This is a genomic window from Mesorhizobium sp. WSM4809, assembly GCF_055811655.1.
The window spans coordinates 125030-146197 of the sequence record NZ_JBVVQW010000012.1 but is presented as its reverse complement, the minus strand read 5'-3'; the positions used below and the strand labels follow the sequence as shown (position 1 = coordinate 146197).

Annotated in this window: 19 protein-coding genes and 6 pseudogenes; 16 read left to right on the top strand and 9 right to left on the bottom strand. The window is 63.3% G+C overall.

What is annotated here, in order from left to right:
- Positions 1-20: 20 nt before the first annotated feature.
- Together AC0L24_RS25010 and AC0L24_RS25005 are read left to right on the top strand one after the other, a co-directional pair.
- Positions 21-968 (top strand): ABC transporter substrate-binding protein, encoded by a 948-nt coding sequence (locus AC0L24_RS25010; RefSeq protein WP_473564231.1) that lies wholly within the window; start codon positions 21-23, stop codon positions 966-968.
- 135 nt (positions 969-1103) lie between these two features.
- The gene (locus tag AC0L24_RS25005) at positions 1104-2090 is read left to right on the top strand and encodes a FecCD family ABC transporter permease (RefSeq protein ID WP_473564242.1); all 987 of its coding nucleotides are present in this window, start codon (positions 1104-1106) and stop codon (positions 2088-2090) included.
- Positions 2091-2115: 25 nt separating this feature from the next.
- Here AC0L24_RS25005 and AC0L24_RS25000 read toward each other — a convergent pair.
- A pseudogene (locus AC0L24_RS25000) lies at positions 2116-2457 on the bottom strand (phosphatidate cytidylyltransferase); the annotation flags it as partial.
- A 273-nt stretch (positions 2458-2730) separates the two neighbouring features.
- Between AC0L24_RS25000 and AC0L24_RS24995 the strand changes: the two are divergent.
- The 8 genes and pseudogenes from AC0L24_RS24995 to AC0L24_RS24960 form a co-directional block, all read left to right on the top strand.
- Positions 2731-2915: pseudogene (locus tag AC0L24_RS24995) on the top strand (2-aminobenzoate-CoA ligase); the annotation flags it as partial.
- Position 2916: 1 nt separating this feature from the next.
- Positions 2917-3062 (top strand): annotated as a pseudogene (locus AC0L24_RS24990) (tryptophan 2,3-dioxygenase family protein); the annotation flags it as partial.
- Positions 3063-3104: 42 nt separating this feature from the next.
- Entirely contained in the window at positions 3105-4241 is a 1137-nt protein-coding gene (locus AC0L24_RS24985; protein ID WP_127270513.1) for an ABC transporter substrate-binding protein, read from the top strand.
- Positions 4242-4378: 137 nt separating this feature from the next.
- Positions 4379-5299 carry a branched-chain amino acid ABC transporter permease gene (locus tag AC0L24_RS24980; RefSeq protein ID WP_127270515.1) on the top strand — a complete coding sequence of 307 codons (921 nt, stop codon included), beginning with the start codon at positions 4379-4381 and terminating at the stop codon, positions 5297-5299.
- Positions 5300-5307: 8 nt separating this feature from the next.
- Positions 5308-6279 (top strand): branched-chain amino acid ABC transporter permease, encoded by a 972-nt coding sequence (locus AC0L24_RS24975; RefSeq protein ID WP_127810777.1) that lies wholly within the window; start codon positions 5308-5310, stop codon positions 6277-6279.
- Positions 6272-7021, top strand: a complete 750-nt coding sequence (locus AC0L24_RS24970) for an ABC transporter ATP-binding protein (protein ID WP_127321152.1) — start codon at positions 6272-6274, stop codon at positions 7019-7021. The genes AC0L24_RS24975 and AC0L24_RS24970 overlap by 8 nt, the downstream gene beginning before the upstream one ends.
- On the top strand, positions 7018-7704 hold the full coding sequence (locus AC0L24_RS24965; RefSeq protein WP_127271619.1) for an ABC transporter ATP-binding protein: 687 nt from the start codon (positions 7018-7020) through the stop codon (positions 7702-7704). Before AC0L24_RS24970 ends, AC0L24_RS24965 begins: the two co-directional genes overlap by 4 nt.
- A 33-nt stretch (positions 7705-7737) precedes the next feature.
- Positions 7738-7872: pseudogene (locus AC0L24_RS24960) on the top strand (iron chelate uptake ABC transporter family permease subunit); the annotation flags it as partial.
- Between the two features lie 37 nt (positions 7873-7909).
- Here AC0L24_RS24960 and AC0L24_RS24955 read toward each other — a convergent pair.
- Genes AC0L24_RS24955 through AC0L24_RS24930 form a run of 6 tightly spaced genes read right to left on the bottom strand, consistent with a single transcriptional unit; the run spans position 7910 to position 13707 of the window.
- Entirely contained in the window at positions 7910-8845 is a 936-nt protein-coding gene (locus AC0L24_RS24955) for a phosphatidate cytidylyltransferase (RefSeq protein ID WP_127289053.1), read from the bottom strand.
- Positions 8845-9507, bottom strand: a complete 663-nt coding sequence (locus AC0L24_RS24950; RefSeq protein WP_473564230.1) for a lysophospholipid acyltransferase family protein — start codon at positions 9505-9507, stop codon at positions 8845-8847. The genes AC0L24_RS24955 and AC0L24_RS24950 overlap by 1 nt, the downstream gene beginning before the upstream one ends.
- Positions 9504-9947 carry a hypothetical protein gene (locus tag AC0L24_RS24945; RefSeq protein WP_127810775.1) on the bottom strand — a complete coding sequence of 148 codons (444 nt, stop codon included), beginning with the start codon at positions 9945-9947 and terminating at the stop codon, positions 9504-9506. Before AC0L24_RS24945 ends, AC0L24_RS24950 begins: the two co-directional genes overlap by 4 nt.
- Positions 9944-11269: a phosphatase PAP2/dual specificity phosphatase family protein gene (locus AC0L24_RS24940; RefSeq protein WP_127810774.1), complete on the bottom strand. Its 1326-nt coding sequence runs from the start codon at positions 11267-11269 to the stop codon at positions 9944-9946. The genes AC0L24_RS24945 and AC0L24_RS24940 overlap by 4 nt, the downstream gene beginning before the upstream one ends.
- 5 nt (positions 11270-11274) lie before the next feature.
- A complete protein-coding gene (locus tag AC0L24_RS24935) occupies positions 11275-13059 on the bottom strand; it encodes a bifunctional alpha/beta hydrolase/class I SAM-dependent methyltransferase (protein WP_164874006.1) in 1785 nt (594 codons plus the stop codon).
- Between the two features lie 39 nt (positions 13060-13098).
- Positions 13099-13707: a CDP-alcohol phosphatidyltransferase family protein gene (locus AC0L24_RS24930; protein ID WP_127810772.1), complete on the bottom strand. Its 609-nt coding sequence runs from the start codon at positions 13705-13707 to the stop codon at positions 13099-13101.
- A gap of 194 nt (positions 13708-13901) precedes the next feature.
- On the opposite strand from AC0L24_RS24930, the gene AC0L24_RS24925 reads away from it, so the two are divergent.
- The 3 genes from AC0L24_RS24925 (at position 13902) to AC0L24_RS24915 (ending at position 17398) form a co-directional block, all read left to right on the top strand.
- A complete protein-coding gene (locus tag AC0L24_RS24925; protein ID WP_027038640.1) occupies positions 13902-14381 on the top strand; it encodes a MarR family winged helix-turn-helix transcriptional regulator in 480 nt (159 codons plus the stop codon).
- Positions 14378-15559 carry an HlyD family secretion protein gene (locus AC0L24_RS24920; RefSeq protein WP_127271614.1) on the top strand — a complete coding sequence of 394 codons (1182 nt, stop codon included), beginning with the start codon at positions 14378-14380 and terminating at the stop codon, positions 15557-15559. Before AC0L24_RS24925 ends, AC0L24_RS24920 begins: the two co-directional genes overlap by 4 nt.
- 306 nt (positions 15560-15865) lie before the next feature.
- On the top strand, positions 15866-17398 hold the full coding sequence (locus AC0L24_RS24915) for a DHA2 family efflux MFS transporter permease subunit (RefSeq protein ID WP_127331522.1): 1533 nt from the start codon (positions 15866-15868) through the stop codon (positions 17396-17398).
- 2 nt (positions 17399-17400) lie between these two features.
- Here AC0L24_RS24915 and AC0L24_RS24910 read toward each other — a convergent pair whose 3' ends face one another.
- Positions 17401-17910, bottom strand: a complete 510-nt coding sequence (locus tag AC0L24_RS24910; RefSeq protein WP_127322629.1) for a CAP domain-containing protein — start codon at positions 17908-17910, stop codon at positions 17401-17403.
- Positions 17911-17969: 59 nt separating this feature from the next.
- On the bottom strand, positions 17970-18326 hold the full coding sequence (locus AC0L24_RS24905) for a winged helix-turn-helix transcriptional regulator (protein ID WP_127395619.1): 357 nt from the start codon (positions 18324-18326) through the stop codon (positions 17970-17972).
- Between the two features lie 106 nt (positions 18327-18432).
- Here AC0L24_RS24905 and AC0L24_RS24900 point away from each other — a divergent pair, with 106 nt between their 5' ends.
- From AC0L24_RS24900 to AC0L24_RS24890, 3 genes and pseudogenes are all read left to right on the top strand, one after another.
- The gene (locus tag AC0L24_RS24900) at positions 18433-19137 is read left to right on the top strand and encodes a glutathione S-transferase family protein (RefSeq protein ID WP_127395620.1); all 705 of its coding nucleotides are present in this window, start codon (positions 18433-18435) and stop codon (positions 19135-19137) included.
- A gap of 204 nt (positions 19138-19341) precedes the next feature.
- Positions 19342-20167 (top strand): annotated as a pseudogene (locus AC0L24_RS24895) (DUF2189 domain-containing protein).
- A 14-nt stretch (positions 20168-20181) separates the two neighbouring features.
- Positions 20182-20998: pseudogene (locus AC0L24_RS24890) on the top strand (dienelactone hydrolase family protein).
- The last annotated feature ends 170 nt before the right edge of the window (positions 20999-21168 follow it).

The following is a 21168-nucleotide window of genomic DNA, read 5'->3' as shown; positions in this document are numbered from 1 at the left end:
CATCCACAAGGAGCAAACCCGTGAAACGCCTGGCCTTTTCGCTTGTCTTCTCGCTGCTGGCCTCGACAGCCCTGGCCTTCCCGGTCACGGTCGACAGCTGCGGCAAGCCGCTGACCTTCGATGCGCCGCCGAAGCGCGCCGTCATCCAGGATCTCAACATGGCCGAGATGGCTTTCGCGCTGAAACTGCAGCCGTCGATCGTCGGCCTGACCGGCATCACCGGATGGTACAAGGTGGGTCCCGAATTCAAGGCCGAGCAGGGTTCGATCCCGGAACTGGCGCCGAAATATCCGACGCTCGAAAACCTCGTCGCGGTCGAGCCGGATTTCTTCTTCGCCGGCTGGTATTATGGCATGAAGCCGGGCGGCGAGGTGACACCCGATACGCTTGCCCCGCACGGCATCAAGACGCTGGTGCTGACGGAAAGCTGCGTGCATCTCGACAAGAGCCGTCCAGCCGCCTCGATGGACCTGCTCTATGGCGACGTCGAAAAGCTGGGCAAGATCTTCGGCAAGGAGGCCGAGGCGGAGAAGCTTGTTGCCGGCTGGAAGACGCGGCTCGCCGACATCACCGCCAAGGTCGGCAACGGCAAGGCAACGCGAGTGTTTCTCTATGATTCCGGCGAGGACAAGCCCTTCACCGCAGGCAAGTTCGCCATCCCCAGCGCCATGATATCAGCCGCCGGCGGCGACAACATCATGGCCGACATGGACACCAGCTGGGGCAACACGGACTGGGAAACGGTGGCGTCGCGCAATCCGCAATTCCTCATCCTGCTCGATTACCAGGACGGCGGCGGCTACAGGAAACTGCTTGATTTCCTGAAGTCCCACCCGGCGATGAAAGAAACGGACGCGGTCAAGAACGAGCGCTTCGTCGCCCTGCGCTATGCCGAGCTGACGCCCGGACCCGCCAATATCGAAGCGATCGACAAAATCGCCAAGGCCATGCATCCGGAAGCGTTTTGATGCCTGTCGCCCAAAAGTGCGCAGCGGTTTTGGGGCAACGACATGCATGAGCAAAAGATCCTGGAAGTGCGTCGCACGCGTCCTGACAGACACGACGCATTTCCAGGTTTGCGCCATCCGGCATTCGCGCTGGCCATGCTGGTAGGGGCGGCGGCGATCGCCGCTCTTGCTTTGCTGTCGATCGCCTATGGCTCGACGTTGATCCCGTTGGCCGACGTCGTTGCCTCGCTTGGCCGTGCGATTGGCTTCAGCGGGCACGACGTGGCCGGGCCGGTAGGCAAGATCGTCGTCGACCTGCGGCTGCCGCGCACGGTCCTGGCCATCTGCGTCGGGGCCGGTCTCGGCGTCGTCGGTGCGCTGCTGCAGACGGTGACCCGCAACGACCTTGCCGATCCGTTCCTGTTCGGCCTGTCGTCGGGCGCCGCCGCCGGTGCCGTTTCCGTCATCACCGTTTTCGGAGACAGTTTCGGCATCTGGACATTGCCGGTCGCGGCCTTCACCGGCGGCATATTGGCTGCCGGTGTCGTCCTGCTGCTGGTTGCGCGGGTGAGGGGGCAAGGCCCGGAGCGGCTGATCCTTGCCGGCCTTGCCGTGTCCTTCATGTTCACCGCCTTGACCAACTATCTTGTCTTTGCCGGCGATCAGCGCGCCGCCCACTCCGTGCTGTTCTGGACCATGGGTGGGCTCGGCCTGGCGCGCTGGGATAATATCTGGCTGGGCGCGCTGGGTGCGGGCACCATTCTGGCTTACGCGCTATGGAACCACCGCCGGCTCGATGCCTTCCTGGCCGGCGAAAACGCCGCCGAAAGCCTGGGCGTGCCGGTGGCGCGGATGCGCCGGATGACCTTTCTCGTCGCCGCCTTCTCGACGGCGATCCTGGTCTCGGTCGCCGGCGTCATCGGCTTCGTCGGGCTGATGATCCCGCATCTGTCGCGGCCGCTGGCGGGTCCCTTGCATCTGCGCCTGGTTGCCAGCTGTGCCGTCTTCGGCGCGGTGCTGTTGCTGGCCAGCGATCTTCTGGCCCGAACGCTGCTGCCGCCGCAGGAACTGCCGATCGGCATCATCACCAGCTCGGTCGGCGCGTTCTTCGTCGTCACCATGCTCATCCGCAACCGGCTGTGAGTGCGGTGGGCAACTGGGCGCCGGATCACACCGTCCAGAAATAGCGCACGAGGTGAAAGAACACCGGGGCAGCGAAGACCAGGCTGTCGGTGCGGTCCATCATGCCGCCATGGCCTTCGATCAGATGGCCCCAGTCCTTGACGCCCTGGTCGCGCTTGATGGCCGAGGCGACCAACCCGCCAAGAAATCCCATCGAGCAGGCGACGAAGGCCACGCCCGCTGCCTGTAGCGGCGAAAAGGGCGTGACGAATGACAACAACGCGCCCAGCAGGCTCGCCGACACCAGTCCGCCGATCGGGCCTTCCCAGGTTTTCGACGGCGAGACGTTCGGCGAAAAACGGTGTTTTCCAAAGAGCTTGCCGAAGATGGCGAACATGCCGCATTTGTGCACCAACGCTCGGGCAGGGTAAAAAGTTTAGGCTTGAAATAAATTTGGTCTGGTGCAACTCTCAATCGTCAGTCGAGAGCGTGGGAGGTCTCGCTGTGCCAAATGCCGGTCGCATATTCGATCGCGCCGGGTGCTGCCGCATATGCGGATGACCAGCCCGGCGTCGGCGCAAAGCCTCCCGGCAAGTTGCGTATTCAAACACACGCACGGCGACAAGACCGTGGCAACGAGCATCTAGGGGACAGCCGCAGAATGCTTGGACCGTCAGCGCATATCGACACTTTCACGCGCGACAACCTTCCGCCCGAGGAACAGTGGCCGAACTTCCTGCTCGATGGCTTCGACTACCCCGAATACCTTAATGCCGGTGTCGAACTGACCGACGTCTGGTCGAAAAGGGTCTGGGTGACCACACCGCGCCGATCGGCAATGGCCGGGCGCTGGCGCTTCAATCATGTCACCACAGTCGAACGCATCATCGGCATGAAACGCAGCACCGGCGGCACGTCGGGCGCTTCGTGTCTGAAGAGATGCTGGAGGTTGAACTGTTCACTGAACTCTGGAAAGTTCGCACCCGGCTCTAAAGCTATTTTATCTATATTGAAAACACTGGGAAGGAGAGAAAAATGAAGAATATCCTGGCATCCAGCATGTTCGCTTTGTCGCTGGCCACATCTGGCCTTGCCTATGCCGAACCCGTCAAGATCGGCGTCATCACCACGCTTTCGGGCGGCGGTGCGGGTCTCGGCGTCGACATGCGCGATGCCTTTACGCTGGCGATGAAACAGTCCGGCAACAAAGATGTCGAGCTGGTCATCGAAGACGATGCCCAGAAGCCCGAGATCGCGGTGCAGCTCGCCGAAAAGATGATCCAGAGCGACAAGGTCGACCTGCTCACCGGTATCATCTGGTCGAACCTGGCGATGGCGGTGGTGCCCAACGCGGTGGCGCAGGACGTCATCTATCTGTCGCCCAATGCCGGCCCGTCGGCGCTTGCCGGCGCCAAGTGCAACAAGAACTATTTCAACGTCGCCTACCAGAACGACAATTTCCATGAGGCGATGGGTCAGTACGCCAACAAGGACTACAAGAAGACCTTCATCCTCGCGCCCAACTACCCGGCTGGCAAGGATTCGCTGACCGGCTTCAAGCGCTACTACAAGGGCGAGCTGGCAGGCGAGGCCTACACCCAGATCGGCCAGGCCGACTACGCCGCCGAGATCGCCCAGATCCGCGATTCCGGTGCCGACTCGGTGTTCTTCTTCCTGCCTGGCGGCATGGGCATTTCCTTCATGAAGCAGTACGCCCAGTCGGGCGTGAACATCCCGGTCATGGGTCCTGGCTTCTCCTTCGACCAGGACATTTTGCCCGCGGTTGGCGACGCAGCCCTCGGCGTCAAGAACTCGGCGAGCTGGTCCAGGGACCTCGACAACGAAGCCAACAAGCAGTTCGTCGAGGCCTTCAAGGCCGAATACAATCGCCTGCCCTCAATCTACGCCGCCCAGAGCTGGGATACGGCGAACCTGATCCTGTCCGCGCTGTCCAAGGCCAGTGTTAAGGACAAGGACGCGTTCCGCGCGGCCCTCAAGGCAGCCGATTTCAAGTCGGTGCGCGGCGAGTTCACCTTCAACACCAACAATCATCCGGTCCAGAACATCTACGTCCGTGAGGTGGTAAAGGAAGGCGATGTCTTGACCAACAAGATCATCGCCACCGCCTTCGAACACCACAAGGACGCCTATGCCGACCAGTGCAAGATGTAGCCCAAGGCTGCATCCGCTTTGCTAAAGTGCCGGCCTCGTCATCGACGGGGCCGGGGCCGCGGCGAGGCCGCATCGCCGTATCTTGCAGCGGCTTGCTTCGGCATTCCCCGCCTTGAACCACAGTCCGGATCTTTCATTTGTCCATCGCCCTTCTGATCGAACAACTTCTCAACGGGCTGCAGCTCGGAGTGATGCTGTTCCTCATGGCCGCCGGCCTGACGCTGATCTTCGGAGTCATGGGCCTGATCAACCTCGCCCATGGCTCGCTCTACATGGTCGGCGCCTTTGCCTGTGCCACGGTCGCCGCCGCCACTGGTTCGTTCTGGATCGGTCTGGTGGCGAGCCTGATCGCTGCGGCAGCCGCCGGTGCGGTCATGGAGATCGTTGTCATCCGCAGGCTTTATGAGCGCGACCATCTTGACCAGGTGCTGGCGACGTTTGCGCTGATCCTGATCTTTTCGGAAGGCACGCGCTGGCTGTCTGGCTCGTTTCCGCTTTATCTCGACATCCCACCGCTGCTGCAAGGCGCGGTGCCCCTGCCCGGCGGTGGCCAGTACCAGCTCTACCGCCTCGCCATTATCGGCGTCGGCATCGCCGTTGCTGTGGGGCTCTATCTGCTGATCTCGCGCACCCGTCTCGGCATGCGCATCCGCGCCGGCGAATCCGACCGCGAGATGATCGCAGCCCTCGGCGTCGACATCCGCACGCTCTACACTGTTGTCTTCGCGCTAGGTGCTGCCCTTGCCGGCCTTGCCGGCGCGCTGGTCGGTGCGCTGCAATCGGTGCAGGTCGGCATGGGCGAGCCAGCACTCATCCTCGCCTTCGTGGTCATCGTCATCGGCGGCATCGGCTCGATCAAGGGCGCGCTGTTCGGTGCCATCCTCGTCGGCCTCGTCGACACGATGGGCCGCTTCCTCCTGCCCAAGGCGCTGGCGTTGATGATGCCGACGGCACAGGCCGGGCTGATCGGTGCCTCACTTGCCTCCATGCTGATCTACATAGTCATGGCCCTGATCCTCGCTTTCAGGCCAAGCGGCCTGTTTGCGGCGCAGTCGTAAGGGCCACCATGAGCCGCGAAACCATCATCAATATACTGCTGGCACTTCTGCTGCTAGCGATCCCGTTCAGTGCGTCTGCAATGGGCGAGCAATTCTACGTCACGCTTGCCACGCGCATTACGATCCTTGCGCTCGCTGCTGTCGGGCTCAACATCGCGCTTGGTCTTGGCGGGCTGGTATCCTTTGGCCACGCCGCCTTCTTCGGCCTTGGCGGCTATGCCGCCGGCATCCTGGCGACCCATGCCTTCAACGCCGAACCGCTGTTGTTTGGCCTGCAAGGCACGACCTCGATGCCGGTCATCTGGTCGGTGGCTATCCTGGTTTGCGGCCTTGTCGCCTTGCCGATCGGCGCGATCAGCCTGCGCACGACGGGCGTCTATTTCATCATGATCACGCTCGCTTTCGCGCAGATGATCTACTACTTCGCCATCTCCTGGCCGGCCTATGGCGGCGAGGACGGGCTGTCGATCTATGTCCGCAATGGCTTTCCCGGTATGAACACGGCGCAGCCCCTGACCTATTTCCTGATCTGCTATGTCGTGCTGATGGCAGCACTTGGCCTGTTCTGGCTGCTGCGCGGATCGCGCTTCGGTGCCGCATTGCAGGCGGCACGGCAGAACGCGACCAGGCTGTCCGCCGTCGGCATCGCACCCTTCAACATCAGGCTCGTTGCCTTCGCCATCTCTGCCATGGTCACAGGCCTCGCCGGCGCGCTGTTTGCCGATCTCAACCGCTTCGTCAGCCCCTCGATGCTGTCCTGGCACATGTCGGGCGAGCTGATCGTGCTCATCATCCTTGGCGGCAAGGGTCGGCTGTTCGGCCCGGTTGCGGGCGCGATGCTTTACGTGCTGTTCGAATTCGCGCTTGGCGGCTTCACCGAACGCTGGCAGTTCTTCCTTGGCCTGATCCTGCTCGGCGTCGTTTTGTTCGCGCGCGGCGGGCTGCTTGGCCTTTTGGCTGGAGAGGCGCGTCATGGCTGAGCTGGTCCTCGAAATACGCGATCTCAAAAAGACTTTCGGCGCGCTGAAGGCCACCGACGGCGTCAGCCTCGATCTCAAGCCGGGCGAAATCCACGCGCTGATCGGCCCCAATGGAGCCGGCAAAAGCACGCTGATCCACCAGATCTCGGGCTCGCTCCGGCCAGACAGCGGCAGTATCCGCTTTCTCGGCCAGGATATGGCCGGGCTCGACATGGCGGCCCGCGGGCGGCTTGGGCTCGGCCGCAGCTTCCAGATCTCATCACTCGCGCAGGAGTTTTCCGCGCTGCGCAATGTGATGCTGGCGGTGCAGGCACGCCAGGGAACGAGCTTCCGCTTCTTACGCCCCGTGATGAGCGACAAGAGCCTGACAGAACCGGCGATGGCGATGCTGGAGCGCGTCGGCCTTGCCGGGCGCGCCTACGTGCCAGCCGCTGAGCTGTCGCATGGCGAACGCCGTCAACTCGAAATCGCCATTGCGTTGGCCCTTGGATCGAAGGCCTTTTTGTTCGACGAGCCGATGGCCGGCATGGGGCCAGACGGATCGAAAGCGTTGACGAAATTCCTCGACGGCCTGCGCCACGAAGCGCCGATCCTGCTCGTCGAGCACGACATGGATGCCGTCTTCGCGCTTGCCGACCGTATCTCGGTCCTCGTCTATGGCCGCGTCATCGCCACCGGCACGGTGGACGAGATCCGCAACGATCCCGAAGTGCGCCGGGCCTATCTCGGAGAAGCTGCGTGAGCCTGCTGGAACTCAACGGCGTCGAAACCTTCTACGGCGCATCGCAGGCGCTGTTCGGCGTCTCGCTCGACGTCAGGGCGGGTGAGGTCGTGGCGCTCATGGGCCGCAACGGCATGGGCAAGACGACGACGATCAATTCCATTCTCGGCCTCGCGAAACCGCGCTCAGGCTCGATCAGCTTTGGCGGCCGCCAAGTCGCCGGCATGCGCCCGCACCGCATCGCGCGCCTTGGCCTGGGTCTGGTGCCGGAGGGAAGGCGCTGCTTTCCCAATCTGACCGTACTGGAGAACCTGCTGGCCGCAGCACGCGGCAGCGCGTGGACATTGGAAAAAGTTGTCGAGCTGTTTCCGCGTCTCGGCGAACGCCGCGACCAATATGCCGGTACACTGTCGGGCGGCGAGCAGCAGATGGTAGCCATCGGCCGCGCGTTGATGACCAATCCGAGCCTGCTCATTCTGGACGAGGCGACCGAGGGTCTGGCACCTGTGATCCGCCAGGACATCTGGGCAGCAATCCGCAAGCTCAAGTCGAGCGGACAGTCGATCCTTATCGTCGACAAGACGCTTGCCGAGCTTCTACCTGTGGCCGACCGCTGCTTCGTTCTGGAAAAGGGTATGACCGTCTTCGAAGGCACGCCCGAGGCGCTGACGCCAGAAATTCAGGACCGCTATCTCGGCGTATGAAAAAAGGGTGTCAAACGGCTTCCAAACTGACCCGGCGCGGTGCTGTTGCTGGCCAGCGATCTTCTGGCCCGAACGCTGCTGCTGCCGCAGGAGATGCCGATCGGCATCATCACCAGCTCCGTCGGCGCGTTCTTCGTCGTCACCATGCTGATCCAAAACCGGCTCTGAGCGCGCCAATGAACCGCTCTTGCAACAGGCCGCCGGCTCAGACCGTCCAGAAATAGCGCACGATGTGGAAGAACACCGGGGCGGCGAAGACCAGGCTGTCGGTGCGGTCCATCATGCCGCCATGGCCTTCGATCAGATGGCCCCAGTCCTTGACGCCCTGATCGCGCTTGATGGCCGAGGCGACCAGCCCGCCGAGGAATCCCATCGAGCAGGCGACGAAGGCCACGGCCGCCGCCTGCAGCGGCGAAAAGGGGGTGACGAACGACAACAGCGCGCCGAGCAGGCTCGCCGACACCAGCCCGCCGATCAGCCCTTCCCAGGTTTTCGACGGTGAGACGTTCGGCGAAAAACGGTGTTTTCCAAACAGCTTGCCGAAGATGTACTGCAGCACGTCGCTGCCTTGCACCACGATGATCAGGAAGGCGATCAGCAGCAGGGTGCGGCCTTCGAAGCCCGGCACCTCGAGTGTCAGCAGGGCAGGGACGTGGCTGACGCAATAGACCGAGATCATCACCGCCCATTGCTGCGCGGCGATGCGCTCGAGGAAGCGTTCGGTGTCGCCATGCAGCGCCGTGATGGCCGGCATCAACAGGAAGCAATAGACCGGAATGAAGATGACGAAGAGCCCATACCAGGCGGTCCACACCAGCCAATATTGAAACGGTATGATGATGCCGAACATGCCGAGCAGCACCCAATGGTCGCTGCGGCGCGTATGCGTCAGCGTCACGAATTCGCGCAGCGCGGCAAAAGAAATCAGCGCGAACAGGATGGTCATCCCGTAACGGCCGAAGAAGAAGGCGACCGTCATCAGCGCCACCATCACCCACCAGGCGTTGATCCGCTGGGTCAGATTGACCAGCGTCGAACTGAGCGGCTTCGGCGCCCGCGCCGAAAGGATGGTGGCGACGATGCTGGCGGTGGTCAAAACCGCCAGCAGGCCGATGATCAGGATGGAGATTTCGTGGCGCATCAATCGTCTCGCTCGGGACGCGGGTTGAGCGCCAGAAGCGTGGCGTGGGCGCGTTCGAGGAAGGCGCGGCGTTCTTCACCAGGCGCCACGGCCACCGGCGGGCCGAAGACGACACGGCACAGCAGCGGCACCGGCAGGAACTGGCCCTTGGGCAGCACGCGCGACATGTTCTCGATCCAGCACGGTATCAGCTCGACCTCAGGCCGCGCCGTCGACAGATTGTAGAGCCCGGAGCGGAAGGCCAGCAGCGGCTCTTCGGTCATGTTGCGGGTGCCTTCGGGAAACAGGATCAGCGAGTGGCCCTGGTCGAGAACCGACAGCATGATCTCGATCGGATTTTCCTCAGGTCTCGTCCACTGCCGGTTGATGAGCACCGACGACAGCATGTCCTGCGCGATGAAGCGGCGCAGCCGCGACTTTCCCCAATATTCGCCGGCGGCAACCGCGTGGGTGATCGCGCGCTCCCCTTCGCTGAGGCAGGCCGACAGCAGGATGAAGTCGCCATGGCTGGTGTGGTTGGCGAAATAGATGCGCTGCCGGTCGGAGGGCAGGCTGCCGTTCCAGATCGGACGCACGCCCGTCACCATCCGGGCCAGCGCCGACAGGCCGACGGAGGTTGCCGTCTGCAGCAAGGTGAAGGTCTTGAGCGAAAGCCTGTTCATCGCGGCGCCCAGAACCCTGCCGCCAGAAGTGCTGCGGCAAACAGAGCCAGGGCGGCGCGCTGCTTGAACAGTAGGCGACGCGTGCCAGCAATGCGGTCATCGAGCGAGCGTGTCGCGGGCGGGGCCGTTTTCAGGCGCATGCGCGCCAGCATGTCGTCCACCGCGGCACCGCCGGAAGCTTCGTCATCATGGCCAGCCATGACCCGGAACAACAGGGCGTCGAATGCCAGCAATGCCGACAGCGCCAGAACGGCGACAGCGCTCGCGGCTGTGATCGACAGCGCAACGGCCGCCGGCAAAGTCTCGAAGCCGCCGCGCGTCGAGGCAGCCAGCGGCGCAAGGATATTTGCCGCCACCACGATTGCGGCCGGCCACGCTGCCTGCCGCATCAGCATGCCGGCGAAGCGGTCGGTGCGGTCCTGGTAGGCATTGCCGGTCATGACGCCGCGCGCTCTATGGCCTCGGCAAGATGAACCGGCCGGCCGAGGGCCGCGAGCATTTCGCGGGCAAGCGCCGGCGTCTTGGCCCTGCCGGTCGCCACCAGCCATTCGGCGACGACGCCGGCGCTGCGCTGGAAGCCGAGCGCGCAGCACACCAGCACGGTGCCGTCGCGGCGCGCACTCTCCAGCGCGCCGGCTGCCTGTTGCCGTATCGCCACTGGCGGCGGCAACAGGTCGACCATCGGAAAGCTGATCCAGCGGCAATCGGCTGCCGCAGGCCTCTTAAGTTCGGCGGCGAGGTCGATGACCGTGCCGAAGCTGCTGGCCTCGCGTGCCGTGGGAAAGCGCCCGAGAAAGACGCCGTCAGCAATCGCCACCTTAGGAGTAAGACTGCGCGTCCAGGCCCATATGTTTGCCCTGGCGCCGAGACGGTAAGGCAAGAGGAGGACATGGCTTGCGAGCGTGATGCTGCCATCGGCGGATTTCTGGAACACTTTTTCGCCTGCTCCTGCATAGGCGAAGGCGACGATGGCCAGCGCCAGCGCCGGCCAAAGCAGGAAGAGCGCGACGGCGCAGAACAAGGCGCCGAGCGCTGCACCGGCCAGCGCGAGGACCGCGCCCAGCGCGTAGAACCGCGCCAGCCGCCGCGCTTTCACATCGCTGGTCAGCCGGAAGCCTGAAAACGGCAACGCGCCGCTGCGCGGAAACAGCCACAGCGCAAAGAACCCGAGCAGCGCGCCGGTCGGAATGTCGATGAAGTGATGCTGCCAGGTCGTCAGCACCGAGGCACCGATCAGGAAGCTCCAGCCATGCCAGAGCGGCAGGAGCAACCCGCGGAGCCGGTGGCGCCAATGATCCCAGATGATCACCAAAAGGGCGATGTGCAGCGAGGGCGCCTGGTTGAACGGCTTGTCGAAACCACCAAGCACGGCAAACAGGAAGCCGGGCAGTCCGGTCGTTGCAGGTCGCACGAATGTCGCGGTCAGCGGGAACAGGATGAAGCAGATAACGGCGACGACCTGCGCGGTGAGATAGCGCCCGGCCAGGCGGTCGACGCCTTGCTTGTCGTTGTTGAGCAGCAGCGACAGGCCATAGAACAGATTGATCGACCAATAGGGCACGATGGTCCAGGCGACGAACGGAATGCTGTGTTCCCACGAGAACACGATGCTGCCGACCTCGTCGCGCCGCGAGGCCAGCCAGTTGGCGAAGCCGTAGCTGAGGTAGAAGAACGGCGCCAGGAAGGCCAGCCAGAGCGCGGCCCTGACGACCACCCGTCCATAAGGCTCGGTGCGCGCGATGGGTGCAAGCGACGAGGCCATGCTGCTCAGCGGCGCCGTGCGACCGAGACGGTGAAGATGCCCCATTGGTCGATGCGCTGGTCGAGCTTTTCGAAACCGGCGGCTTCGACGAGCTGGTCCATCTCACCCTGCGTGCGCCGCCGCATCACCCAGGCCTCGCCGCCGCGATGCGAAGTCAGGCTGCGGGCGATCATCTCGAGCTGCGGATGCCAGGGCTGGTTGGTGTAGAGCAACAGGCTTCCCGGCTGCATGGCGCTGGCCAATCCACCGAGCGATCGGGCTATCATCGCATTGTCGGAGAACAACTCGTAAAGGCCGGAAACGATGGCAAGATCCGGAGCTGGATCGCTCGATGCGAGCATGTCGGCATCGAAGGCATCGGCGCGCTGGAAAGAGACATCAGCCGGCAATTGCCGCTCGGCGATCAGCTTGCGGCCAAGCTCGACGTTGAGGTCGGAATAATCCTGCAGGCGAACGCTCGCCGGCTGATCGGGGCTCTTCACGATGGCATCGAGAACATAGCGGCCGTGGCCGGCGGCGATGTCGAGAATGTGCGCTGGCCGGCCAGCGGCCTTGAGCGTCGCCAGGCAAGAGCCGATCAGTTCTTCGAGATGCAGCTTGCGCTGGCGGATGCCGCGCCAGCCAATGGCCTCCAGGAAAATGCGGTCGACGACGCGGCCAAGAGGCGTAAGCCCGCGCGCATTGTTCTCGTAGACGTAGTCCAGCGTCGAGCCGGAATCGAAGCCGGTGGTCACGCCGGCCTTCATACCTTGCGAGACCCAGGCGCCCATGCGGATGGAGGCACGGCTGAATGCCCAATAGAGGCCCTTTGGCGACATCAAAGCGAGCGGCGAGGCAAGTCGGTCCGCCTCGTCGCGGGTGTGGCCGGCAATGTCCGCCTGCTTAAGGTCGACAGGCGCGTCCGGTGCCGTGAACTGCCTGGCCAGGAATGGCCGGATCAACTCGAGGGCCTTTGCCCGGTCGCGCTCGCCCAGCGTGTCGTGGAAGAAACCAGGCAACACATGGCGTTCCTTGGTGCGGCTGCCGAGATTGGCGAAGAACTCGTGCTGCGGGCCGTGGCGCACCACCCAGTCGCTGCCCGAAAGCAGAAGCTGGGTCGGCACGGTGATGGCGCGGGCGTCACTGACGATGCGTGCGGCATGCTGGTAGAGTTCGACCAGGATGTTGGAAGCGATCGGCCGCGTGATCAATGGATCGCTCTCGAAGGAGGCGATGCGCACGGGATCATGGGTCAGGAATTTCGCCTTGACATAGGAATTGACGAAGAAGCGGCCCTTGATCTTCTGCCAGAGTGCGATGCCCTCCTTGGCGAAGGGCACGTAGAGTTTCACCGAGAAGGCCGGTGAGGCCAGCACCATGGCGCGCAGCTTCGGCGCATAGTCATGCACCCAGGCGGCGGCCAGCACGGCGCCAAAGGATTGTGCGATCAGCGCGATATCCCGAGTGGCAAAGCCATCCCTGGCTGCAATCTCGCGCATGAAGCAGTCGATGTCGCGCACCAGGGCCGAGAAGGAGGGCGCATAGCCGCGCTCGCCGGACGAGCGGCCATTGCCGCGGGCATCCCAGGCATAGAAGGCGTGGTCCGGCATCTGCAATTCATCGACGAGATGGGCCATGCGGCCGCCATGCTCGTGGCCGCGATGGAAGAGCACCACTGCGCCCTTGGCATCGGCGGAGGCCGCCGGCCAGAATCGGTAGAAGATCTCCGTCCCGTCATGGCTGCGGAAAACCCGCTCCTGTGCTTGCCGCGCAAGGCTTTCCGTGGCCGCGGCGGCGATCGGTTCGTGCATCATGGTCTTCCCCTCTGGCGGCATGGCGAGCCTCGATGCTCAGCTGGCGCTGCCAATAATGCCGGCGCGTATCCGGTTTATGGCGGTCAGCAGCGAAAGCGTTGCCATGGCCGGAAACACAAACGCCGCTATCGATGCCGGCCACAGCCCGGCGGCGCACAGCACGGCGACGACGCCGAGCGCCAGCGCCCTGTCGCTCTTGCCGAACGGCCCGGCATAATTACGCCCGACCTTGGCAGCGATGCCGAGCACGCCGGCGAACTCGGTCAGCACGGCCGCTATCGCGAAGGCGACGACGCCCCATGCGCCAAATTCCGGAAAGACGGCAAAAGGGAGAATCAGCGCGAGGTCGGAAACGACGTCGCACAACTCGTTCAGATACATGCCAAGCGTCGAGGCTTGGCCATGCTCGCGCGCCAGCATGCCGTCCACGGCATTCAACGCCATGCGCACGAACATCACCGCGGGGATAAGCAACAGCAGCCAGCGCCATTCGTGCCAGATCGCAATGGCCGCGCCGGCGGCTATCGACATCGCGGCCGCCAGGATGGTTATGCTGTTTGCCGTGACCCCGATTGCCGCCAGCCGGTTGACCAGCGGCCGCAGTCGACCCTGGAAGGCCGGCTTGAGAGCGTAAAGCGTCGGCATTGCGTTGATCCCCCGATCCTGTTCAGCGGCTGTACATCAATATGCCAGACGCGACCAGTGTAGAGGCGGCGCGGCCATCATGCGTTCGCAAATCGCTAACCATGATTGGTCCGGCAAGCTGCCATGCACATTTGCCGGCTTCTCGTGCAACGCGGCGTCTTGAATAGTGAGCACGCTTATTATATATCTCGCTCATGGTTTCCGATGGCATCGACAGATTGGGCTTCTTGATCCACGACGTGCAGCGCTTGATGCGCAAGCGCTTCGAGGCGAGGGCCAGTGGCTTGGGGCTTTCTTCGGCGCAATGGCGGCTTCTGGTCCGCGTTGCCAAGGAAGACGGTGTGGCGCAGGCGCGGCTGGCCGAACTTCTCGAAATCGAGCCGATCAGCGTTTCGCGCCTGGTCGACCGCATGGAAGAGGGAGGCTGGATCGAGCGTCGGTCCGACGCCGCCGATCGTCGCGTCCGCATGATCTTCCTGACGCCCAAGGCAAGCGATGCCTACGCCGTGATCAAGAGCATTGCCGGAGAAGTCTATGAGGAATCGCTGGTCGGCGTGAAGCCGGAAGCCCGTCGCGTCCTCATCGAAGGGCTCGAGGCGATGGTTCGCAACCTGACCGACGACGAGACGCCGTCCATTGAAAAAGTGAAGAATACAGAAGGCGCAGCAGCATGAACGCGGTAGCCAAGATAGACGAGAAAGTGACCGAACTGGACATGGAAGCGCCGGCGCAGCCGGCCGCGGCCCCGCCGGCGGTTGCTCCCCCGGTGCAGCCGGCCCCAGTGCCCGTGAAGAAAAAGCGCCGGCTGGGCCGCTTCCTGCTGATGGTAGCGCTGCCTGCGGCATTGGCTGTCGGCGGCGGCTATGTCTGGGTCACCGGCGGCCGCTATCAGGAGACCGAGAACGCCAATCTGCAGCAGGCCAAGGTGTCGATCGCTTCCGACACGGCCGGCCGCATCGTTAAGGTCGACATCTTCGATAACCAGCTGGTCAAGCAGGGTGACGAGCTGTTTGCCATCGACCCCGAGCCGTACCGGATCGCGCTGGCGCAGGCCGACGCCGCGGTTGCGGGCGCGCGTCTCAATGTCGAGCAGTTGCGCGCGGCCTATGGCCAGTCGATGGCTCAGCAAAAGTCCGATGCCAGCCAGGTCGCCTTCGCCCAGTCGCAGTTCGACCGCGCCGCCGACCTCGCCCAGAAGGGCATCAACGCCAAATCGTCGCTCGACGAAGCCAAGAACGATCTCGACAAGGCCAAGCAGCAGCTGGCGGTTGCCGAGCAAGGCATCATCAGCGCCAAGGCAGGCCTTGGCGGCAATCCCGACATCGAGACCGACAAGCACCCGACCGTGATGGCCGCGCTCGCCGCGCGCGACAAGGCGGCCTACGACCTGGCCCAGACAACGGTCAAGGCGCCGGCGGACGGCATCGTCAGCCAGGCCTCGTCGTTCAAGGTCGGTCAGTATGTCGGTTCCGGCACGCCGCTGTTTTCGCTGGTCGAGACCGGTGACACCTGGATCGATGCCAATTTCAAGGAAACGCAGCTCACCCACATGAAGCCCGGCCAGAAGGCCGAGATCGTGGTCGACACCTATCCAGGGCGCACCTTCGAGGCGACGGTCAAGGCGATCGGCGCCGGCACGGGAGCCGAGTTCTCGCTGCTGCCGGCCCAAAATGCCACCGGCAACTGGGTCAAGGTCACACAGCGTATCCCGGTTCGTCTCGAACTGATCGATGCGGACGCCAAGATGGCGTTGCGCACCGGCATGAGCGCCACCGTTACCGTCGACACCGGCGTGGCGCGTGGCCTGCCTTCGATCTTCGGTCACGCCACGGCTGGCGAGGCCGCGCAGTAACGTCAACAGAATGCCGCAGGACCAGCAGCGGAGGTGAATAGCAGGATTGGTCTGATGGGAAGAGCTGGAAGGATCAGCGTTTTGGCGCTGCCGCGTCGCGGCCTGGCCGAAATCTGAAATCTCCGACGCGGACCCATCGGTCCTCATGTTTCCGGGCGGCAGGCATCCGCTCATCAGAGACTTTCAGTCGATGTAACCCCCACATCGACGATCGCGTCCCACCGCGACGAGGGTCTCTCAACGGAAGGCGTTGCCGCCCGGAAACCCCTTGTACACGTTTTTGTTACCTGCTGGAAGTTCCACGCCATGAGCACGCCCGAACCCTTCAAAGAAGTGCCGCATCGCGGCCTGATCACGGTCGCGCTGATGCTGGCGACGGTCATGCAGGCGCTCGACACGACGATCGCCAACGTCGCTCTGCCGACAATGACGGGCGATCTCGGCGCCTCGCCGGACAACATCAACTGGGTGCTGACCTCCTACATCGTTGCCGCCGCCATCATGACGCCGGTCACTGGCTGGCTGGCCGACCGCTTCGGCCGCAAGGAACTGTTCCTGACGGCAGTGGTCGGCTTCACCATATTCTCGATGCTGTGCGGCATCGCCTGGAGCCTGGAGAGCATAGTGTTCTTCCGGCTGATGCAGGGCGTGTTCGGCGCGGCGATCGTGCCTCTGTCGCAAACCTTCCTGCTCGACATCAACCCCAGGGAACGCCATGGCCAGGCGATGGCTATTTGGGGCGCCGGCATCATGCTGGGGCCGATTCTGGGCCCGACGCTGGGTGGCTGGCTGACCGAAAATTTCAACTGGCGCTGGGTGTTCTTCATCAACCTGCCGGTCGGCATCGTCGCCTTTCTCGGCATGGCCGCCTACTTGCCGGCCGTTGCCCGGCGGGTGCGCGGCTTCGATTTCTTCGGCTTCGCCATGATATCGCTCGGCGTCGGCGCGCTTCAGCTGCTGCTCGATCGCGGCGGCGAGGTCGACTGGTTTTCCTCGGTCGAGATCTGGATCGAACTTGGTCTTTCGCTCACCGGCTTCTGGGTGTTCATCATTCACACCATGACCGCCGAACACCCCTTCATCGATCCCAAGATCTTCCTCGACCGCAATTTCGTGACCGGGCTGGCGTTCATCTTCATCATGGGTGTGCTCATCCTGGCGAGCATGTCGCTGTTGCCGCCAATGCTGTCGACCATCTTCGGCTATCCGACCGTCACCATCGGCGTCGTCATAGGGCCACGCGGTGTCGGCACCATGATTTCAATGCTGGTCGTCGGCCGGCTCATGAGCAAGATCGACGCCAGGATCCTCGTGGTCATCGGCTTCCTCCTGACCGCACAGTCGCTCTACACCATGTCCAGCTTCACGCCGCAGATGGACAATTGGCTGATCATCAGCTCCGGCGTCATCCAGGGCCTGGGGATGGGAATGGTGTTCGTGCCGCTGTCGACCGTTGCCTTCGCCACGCTTGACGTTCGCTTCCGCACCGATGCCACGGCCCTGTTCAGCCTGGTGCGCAATCTTGGCTCGTCCATAGGCGTGTCGGTCGTGACGGTTCTGATGGTGCGCAACACGCAGATCAATCACACCGAGCTTTCGGCCTTCATCAACCCATTCAACCCCAATCTTTGGGCGGTCTCTCCTGCCGCCGCGAGCGGCGATCCGACGGCGCTTTCGCAGGTCGATCGCATGGTCAATCTGCAGGCGATGATGATTTCCTACGTCAACGACTTCAAAATACTCATGGTGATGACGCTGCTTGCCATCCCGTTTGTTTTCCTGCTGCGCAAGCCCAAGCAGGCGCCTGCCGGCGGCGCGCCGGCAGCGCATATGGACTAGCTCTATTTTCCGAGCACGAGGCTCCAGTAACGGAGCTTGCTGTCGCCGCCGTCGCGCACATAGGCAAGGCCGAAGCGGGTGAAGCGCGGGTCGAGCATGTTGCGGCGATGGCCAGGTGAATGCACCCAGATGTCGAACAGCTTCTCGAGGTCGAAACGACCCTCGGCGATGTTCTCCGCCGCGGCGCCGGAGATTCGATTGTCCTTGACGCGCGAGGCGAAATCCTTGCCCCAGCCGGTGGTGTGGCTCATGCGGCGGCGCTGCGCCATGTAGCCGGCCTGCTGCAGGGCAGCCTGTTCGAGTTGCCGGTCGGCGACCAGCGGCGCGAGCCCCGCCGAGGCGCGGATGCTGGCCAGCGTGCTGGTGGCGGAGGAGGAGACCCCGGCGCCTTCGCCTGACGGCAGTGAAACGGTGCTGCAGGCGGCGAGGCCCGCCAAGGCTGCGAGGCCGGTCAGCACCATGCGTCTGTGCAGATTCGGGATCGGGTGGGTTTCGATTTTCGCTATGGTCATGCCCCTGAGATAACGTCGATCATGGCTTTTGCCGGGCAGGGCCGCGAAAATCGAAGATGTTAGGCGGCAGTATCGAGATCTGCGTCCGAGGAACCGCCCATCCGGTCGTCTTCCGTATGCACCCACCACGACCCGAGCGCGTCGATGAGCGGTACAAGCCGGCGGCCAGGCGCCGTGAGGTCATAGTCGACCCGCAACGGATAACCCGGACGCACCGTGCGCCGCACGATGCCGGCTTCTTCCAGCTTGCGCAGTTCCAGGGTCAGGATGCGATGCGACACGGTCGGGTTGTCACGTCTCAGTTCACTGAACCGCTTGGTCCCGTCCTTCAGATAATAGAGCAGCAGTGTGGGCCAGCGACCGCTGAGCACGCGCATGGTCTCTTCGATCGGGCAGCGTGAGACGACGTCTTTCATGGGCGGATCCTGGTTACAGAATTGTGCGTAATTTACATGGGACGACAAGCGTTTAGGGTCAAGTTTCGCTGCGCGGCGTGATCCTCTCAATCACGGAAGAAAACAAATGGAACCTATCCTCCTTTACGGCTTCCCGGCGGGAAGCTCGATGGGGCTTGTCGCTGCCTTTGAACGCGTCGGGCAACCCTATCGCCTGTGCCGCGTCGACATGCTCACCGAGATGAAAAACGATGCCTATGCCAGCATCAACGACCGTCAGGAAACGCCGGTGCTGATCACCGACGAAGGCCGGGTGCTCACCGAGACAATGGCCATCGCCTCGTGGCTCGAAGCCCGCGACACACAGCGCCGCATCAGCTTCGAACCGCGCACGCCGCAAGCCGACCGCATGCACCAGCTGATGGCCTTCGTGAACACCGGTTTCACCGCCGCCTTCAGCCCGCTCTGGGTGGCATTGGAAATGGCGGCGGATGAACCGGCGCTGAAGGCGACCTTGCGGGAGTTCGGCCGCAAGGCCGTTGCGGAACGTCATGATCGGCTCGAGGCGATGATCGCCGACACGGATTTCCTGGTCGGCGACCGGCTGACGCTGGCCGATACCACGCTGATCGGCGTGGCGCGCTGGGCGGAGTTTCACCAGGCGATCGACGGCGCTGCCTATCCCAAGCTGGCCGGATTGCGCCTTCGCATCGAATCCGATCCGGCCGTGCGTTATGCGCTGGCTGTCGAGGATGGCGAACAGCCCGCCGGTTCTGGCGCCTGCCTTGGCCACGTCCCCCTGACTGAGGTGATCGATCGCTTCGCTTCATAAGTTGCCAGCCGCGCGGCGCCAAGTGCATGGCGGCGCGCGGCGCCAAGTCTGCTGCCGCCCGGTTCAACCAGCCGTTACCGGCGGACTTGGCGACAACTGCTTCTAAATCGGCTAGGATAACGCTGTACGAGAAATGGCAGCTCCGGGCGGCCATCCAGGCGGTGACCGCCCCGACACACCGCCCCGACACACGGGAGGAAGGTTATGGCCGGCTTTCATGTCATGGCGGACGCACGTGGAATGCATGTGCAGCCAACGGTGCGCCGCATCACCACGTCGGACCTTTGGGACGCGCTGCGTCTCGGCTTCGAGGATTTCTGGGCAAAACCATCGCACTACGTGTTCCTGTGCCTGATCTATCCCATTGTCGGCTTGATCCTGACGCAGTGGACGTCCGGCGCCAATGCCATCCAGCTCATCTATCCCCTGATGTCGGGTTTCGCGCTGCTTTGGGCCATTTGCGGCCCTCGGCCTTTACGAGATCAGCCGCCGGCGCGAGCTCGGCATGAACACCTCCTGGCGGCACGCGTTTGACGTGCGGCGCTCGTCCGCGGTTCCGTCGATCGCTGTCATCGGCGTCATGCTGGTGGCGCTGTTCCTGCTGTGGCTCTACACCGCGCAATCGATCTACACTGGGCTGTTTGGCGACCAGCCGCCGGCCTCGATTGGTGGCTTCATCCGCGACGTGCTGACCACCAGCAAGGGGTGGACGCTGATCCTTGCCGGCAATGCCGCGGGCTTTGTCTTCGCCGTAGTTGTGCTGGCCACCACCGTGGTTGCCTTCCCGCTGCTGCTCGACCGTGACGTCGGCGCCGTTTCAGCGATCGAGACCTCGGCCCGGGCGGTGATGGCCAACCCGCTGCAAATGGCGCTGTGGGGCTTGCTGGTCGCCGTGCTTCTGGTGATCGGTTCGATCCCGCTGTTTGCCGGGCTCGCCGTCGTCATGCCGGTGCTCGGCCATGCCACCTGGCATCTCTACCGCAAGGTGGTCGAGCCCGAGCGGGTACAGCAGATAAGGCGGCCGATGTAACGAAGCAGGCACCCATGGCCTTCACCCTGCCGAGCCTGCCCAACAAGATCGTCTGTCTGGCCTGCCTTTGTATCGGTAGCTATCTGCCTGCCGCGCCAGCGCGCGCTGACCAGCCGGTGCAGTTTGAAAGCGCGGCTTCGAAGCCAACGTCATTTCAGAAGCGCATTGCGCAAGCAGGCGGCAAGGTCCCGAAGGCCGTTCCCGGCACGCCGCTGCAGGGGTATTTAACGCGTCCGCCGGGTGAGGGGCCGTTGCCGGCTGTCGTGGTTCTGCACGGATGTTCAGGTCTGCCCGGAAGTGTAAAGAAAACCTGGTCCGAGCGACTGTCCTCCTGGGGTTACGTCGTCCTCGTCGTCGACAGCTTCAGCAACCGCGGCATAAAGGAGACCTGTGATGGCCTCCACTCTGTTGATCGCATATATGACGCCTACGGCGCTCTGGAATTCCTATCGAAATACAGTTTTGCGACCCGCGGTGCATTGCGTTGATGGGGTTCTCCGCTGGCGGGAACGCAACGCTCGAGGCCTTGCAATCTGGTGGAGACGAGCGGCTTATGGAGCGCAAATTCAAGGCTGCGATCGCCTACTATCCGGATTGTTCGGCAACGAATGGCGACATGGCGGCCCCGACCTTGATACTGATCGGCGCTACGCAGCGCAGCGGCAAGGGAAGCTCCGTACAGCTGACGTCTACCCGGGTGCTCGTCACGGATTTGACTCCGCAGGATTGAAGACTGGCATCGAGACCTATGGTCACCGGATGCAGTACAATGCGGCCGAGCAATCCATCCTTGCCTCTCATGCATTCCTGAAAGACGTCTTCGGCGGCTGATAGTGGCGACTGCCGTTTTGCACTCTCAGCGCTGCGCGTCTGTCGCCATCTTCAGCGCGAGTGCCTTCCGCACCGTGCCATCATCCGGCGCCGGATGACCGATTTTCGCAACCGATGTGCCGATCGAGACGGTGGGCGACCGGCGCTTTCACTACCGCTGACGCACGAAA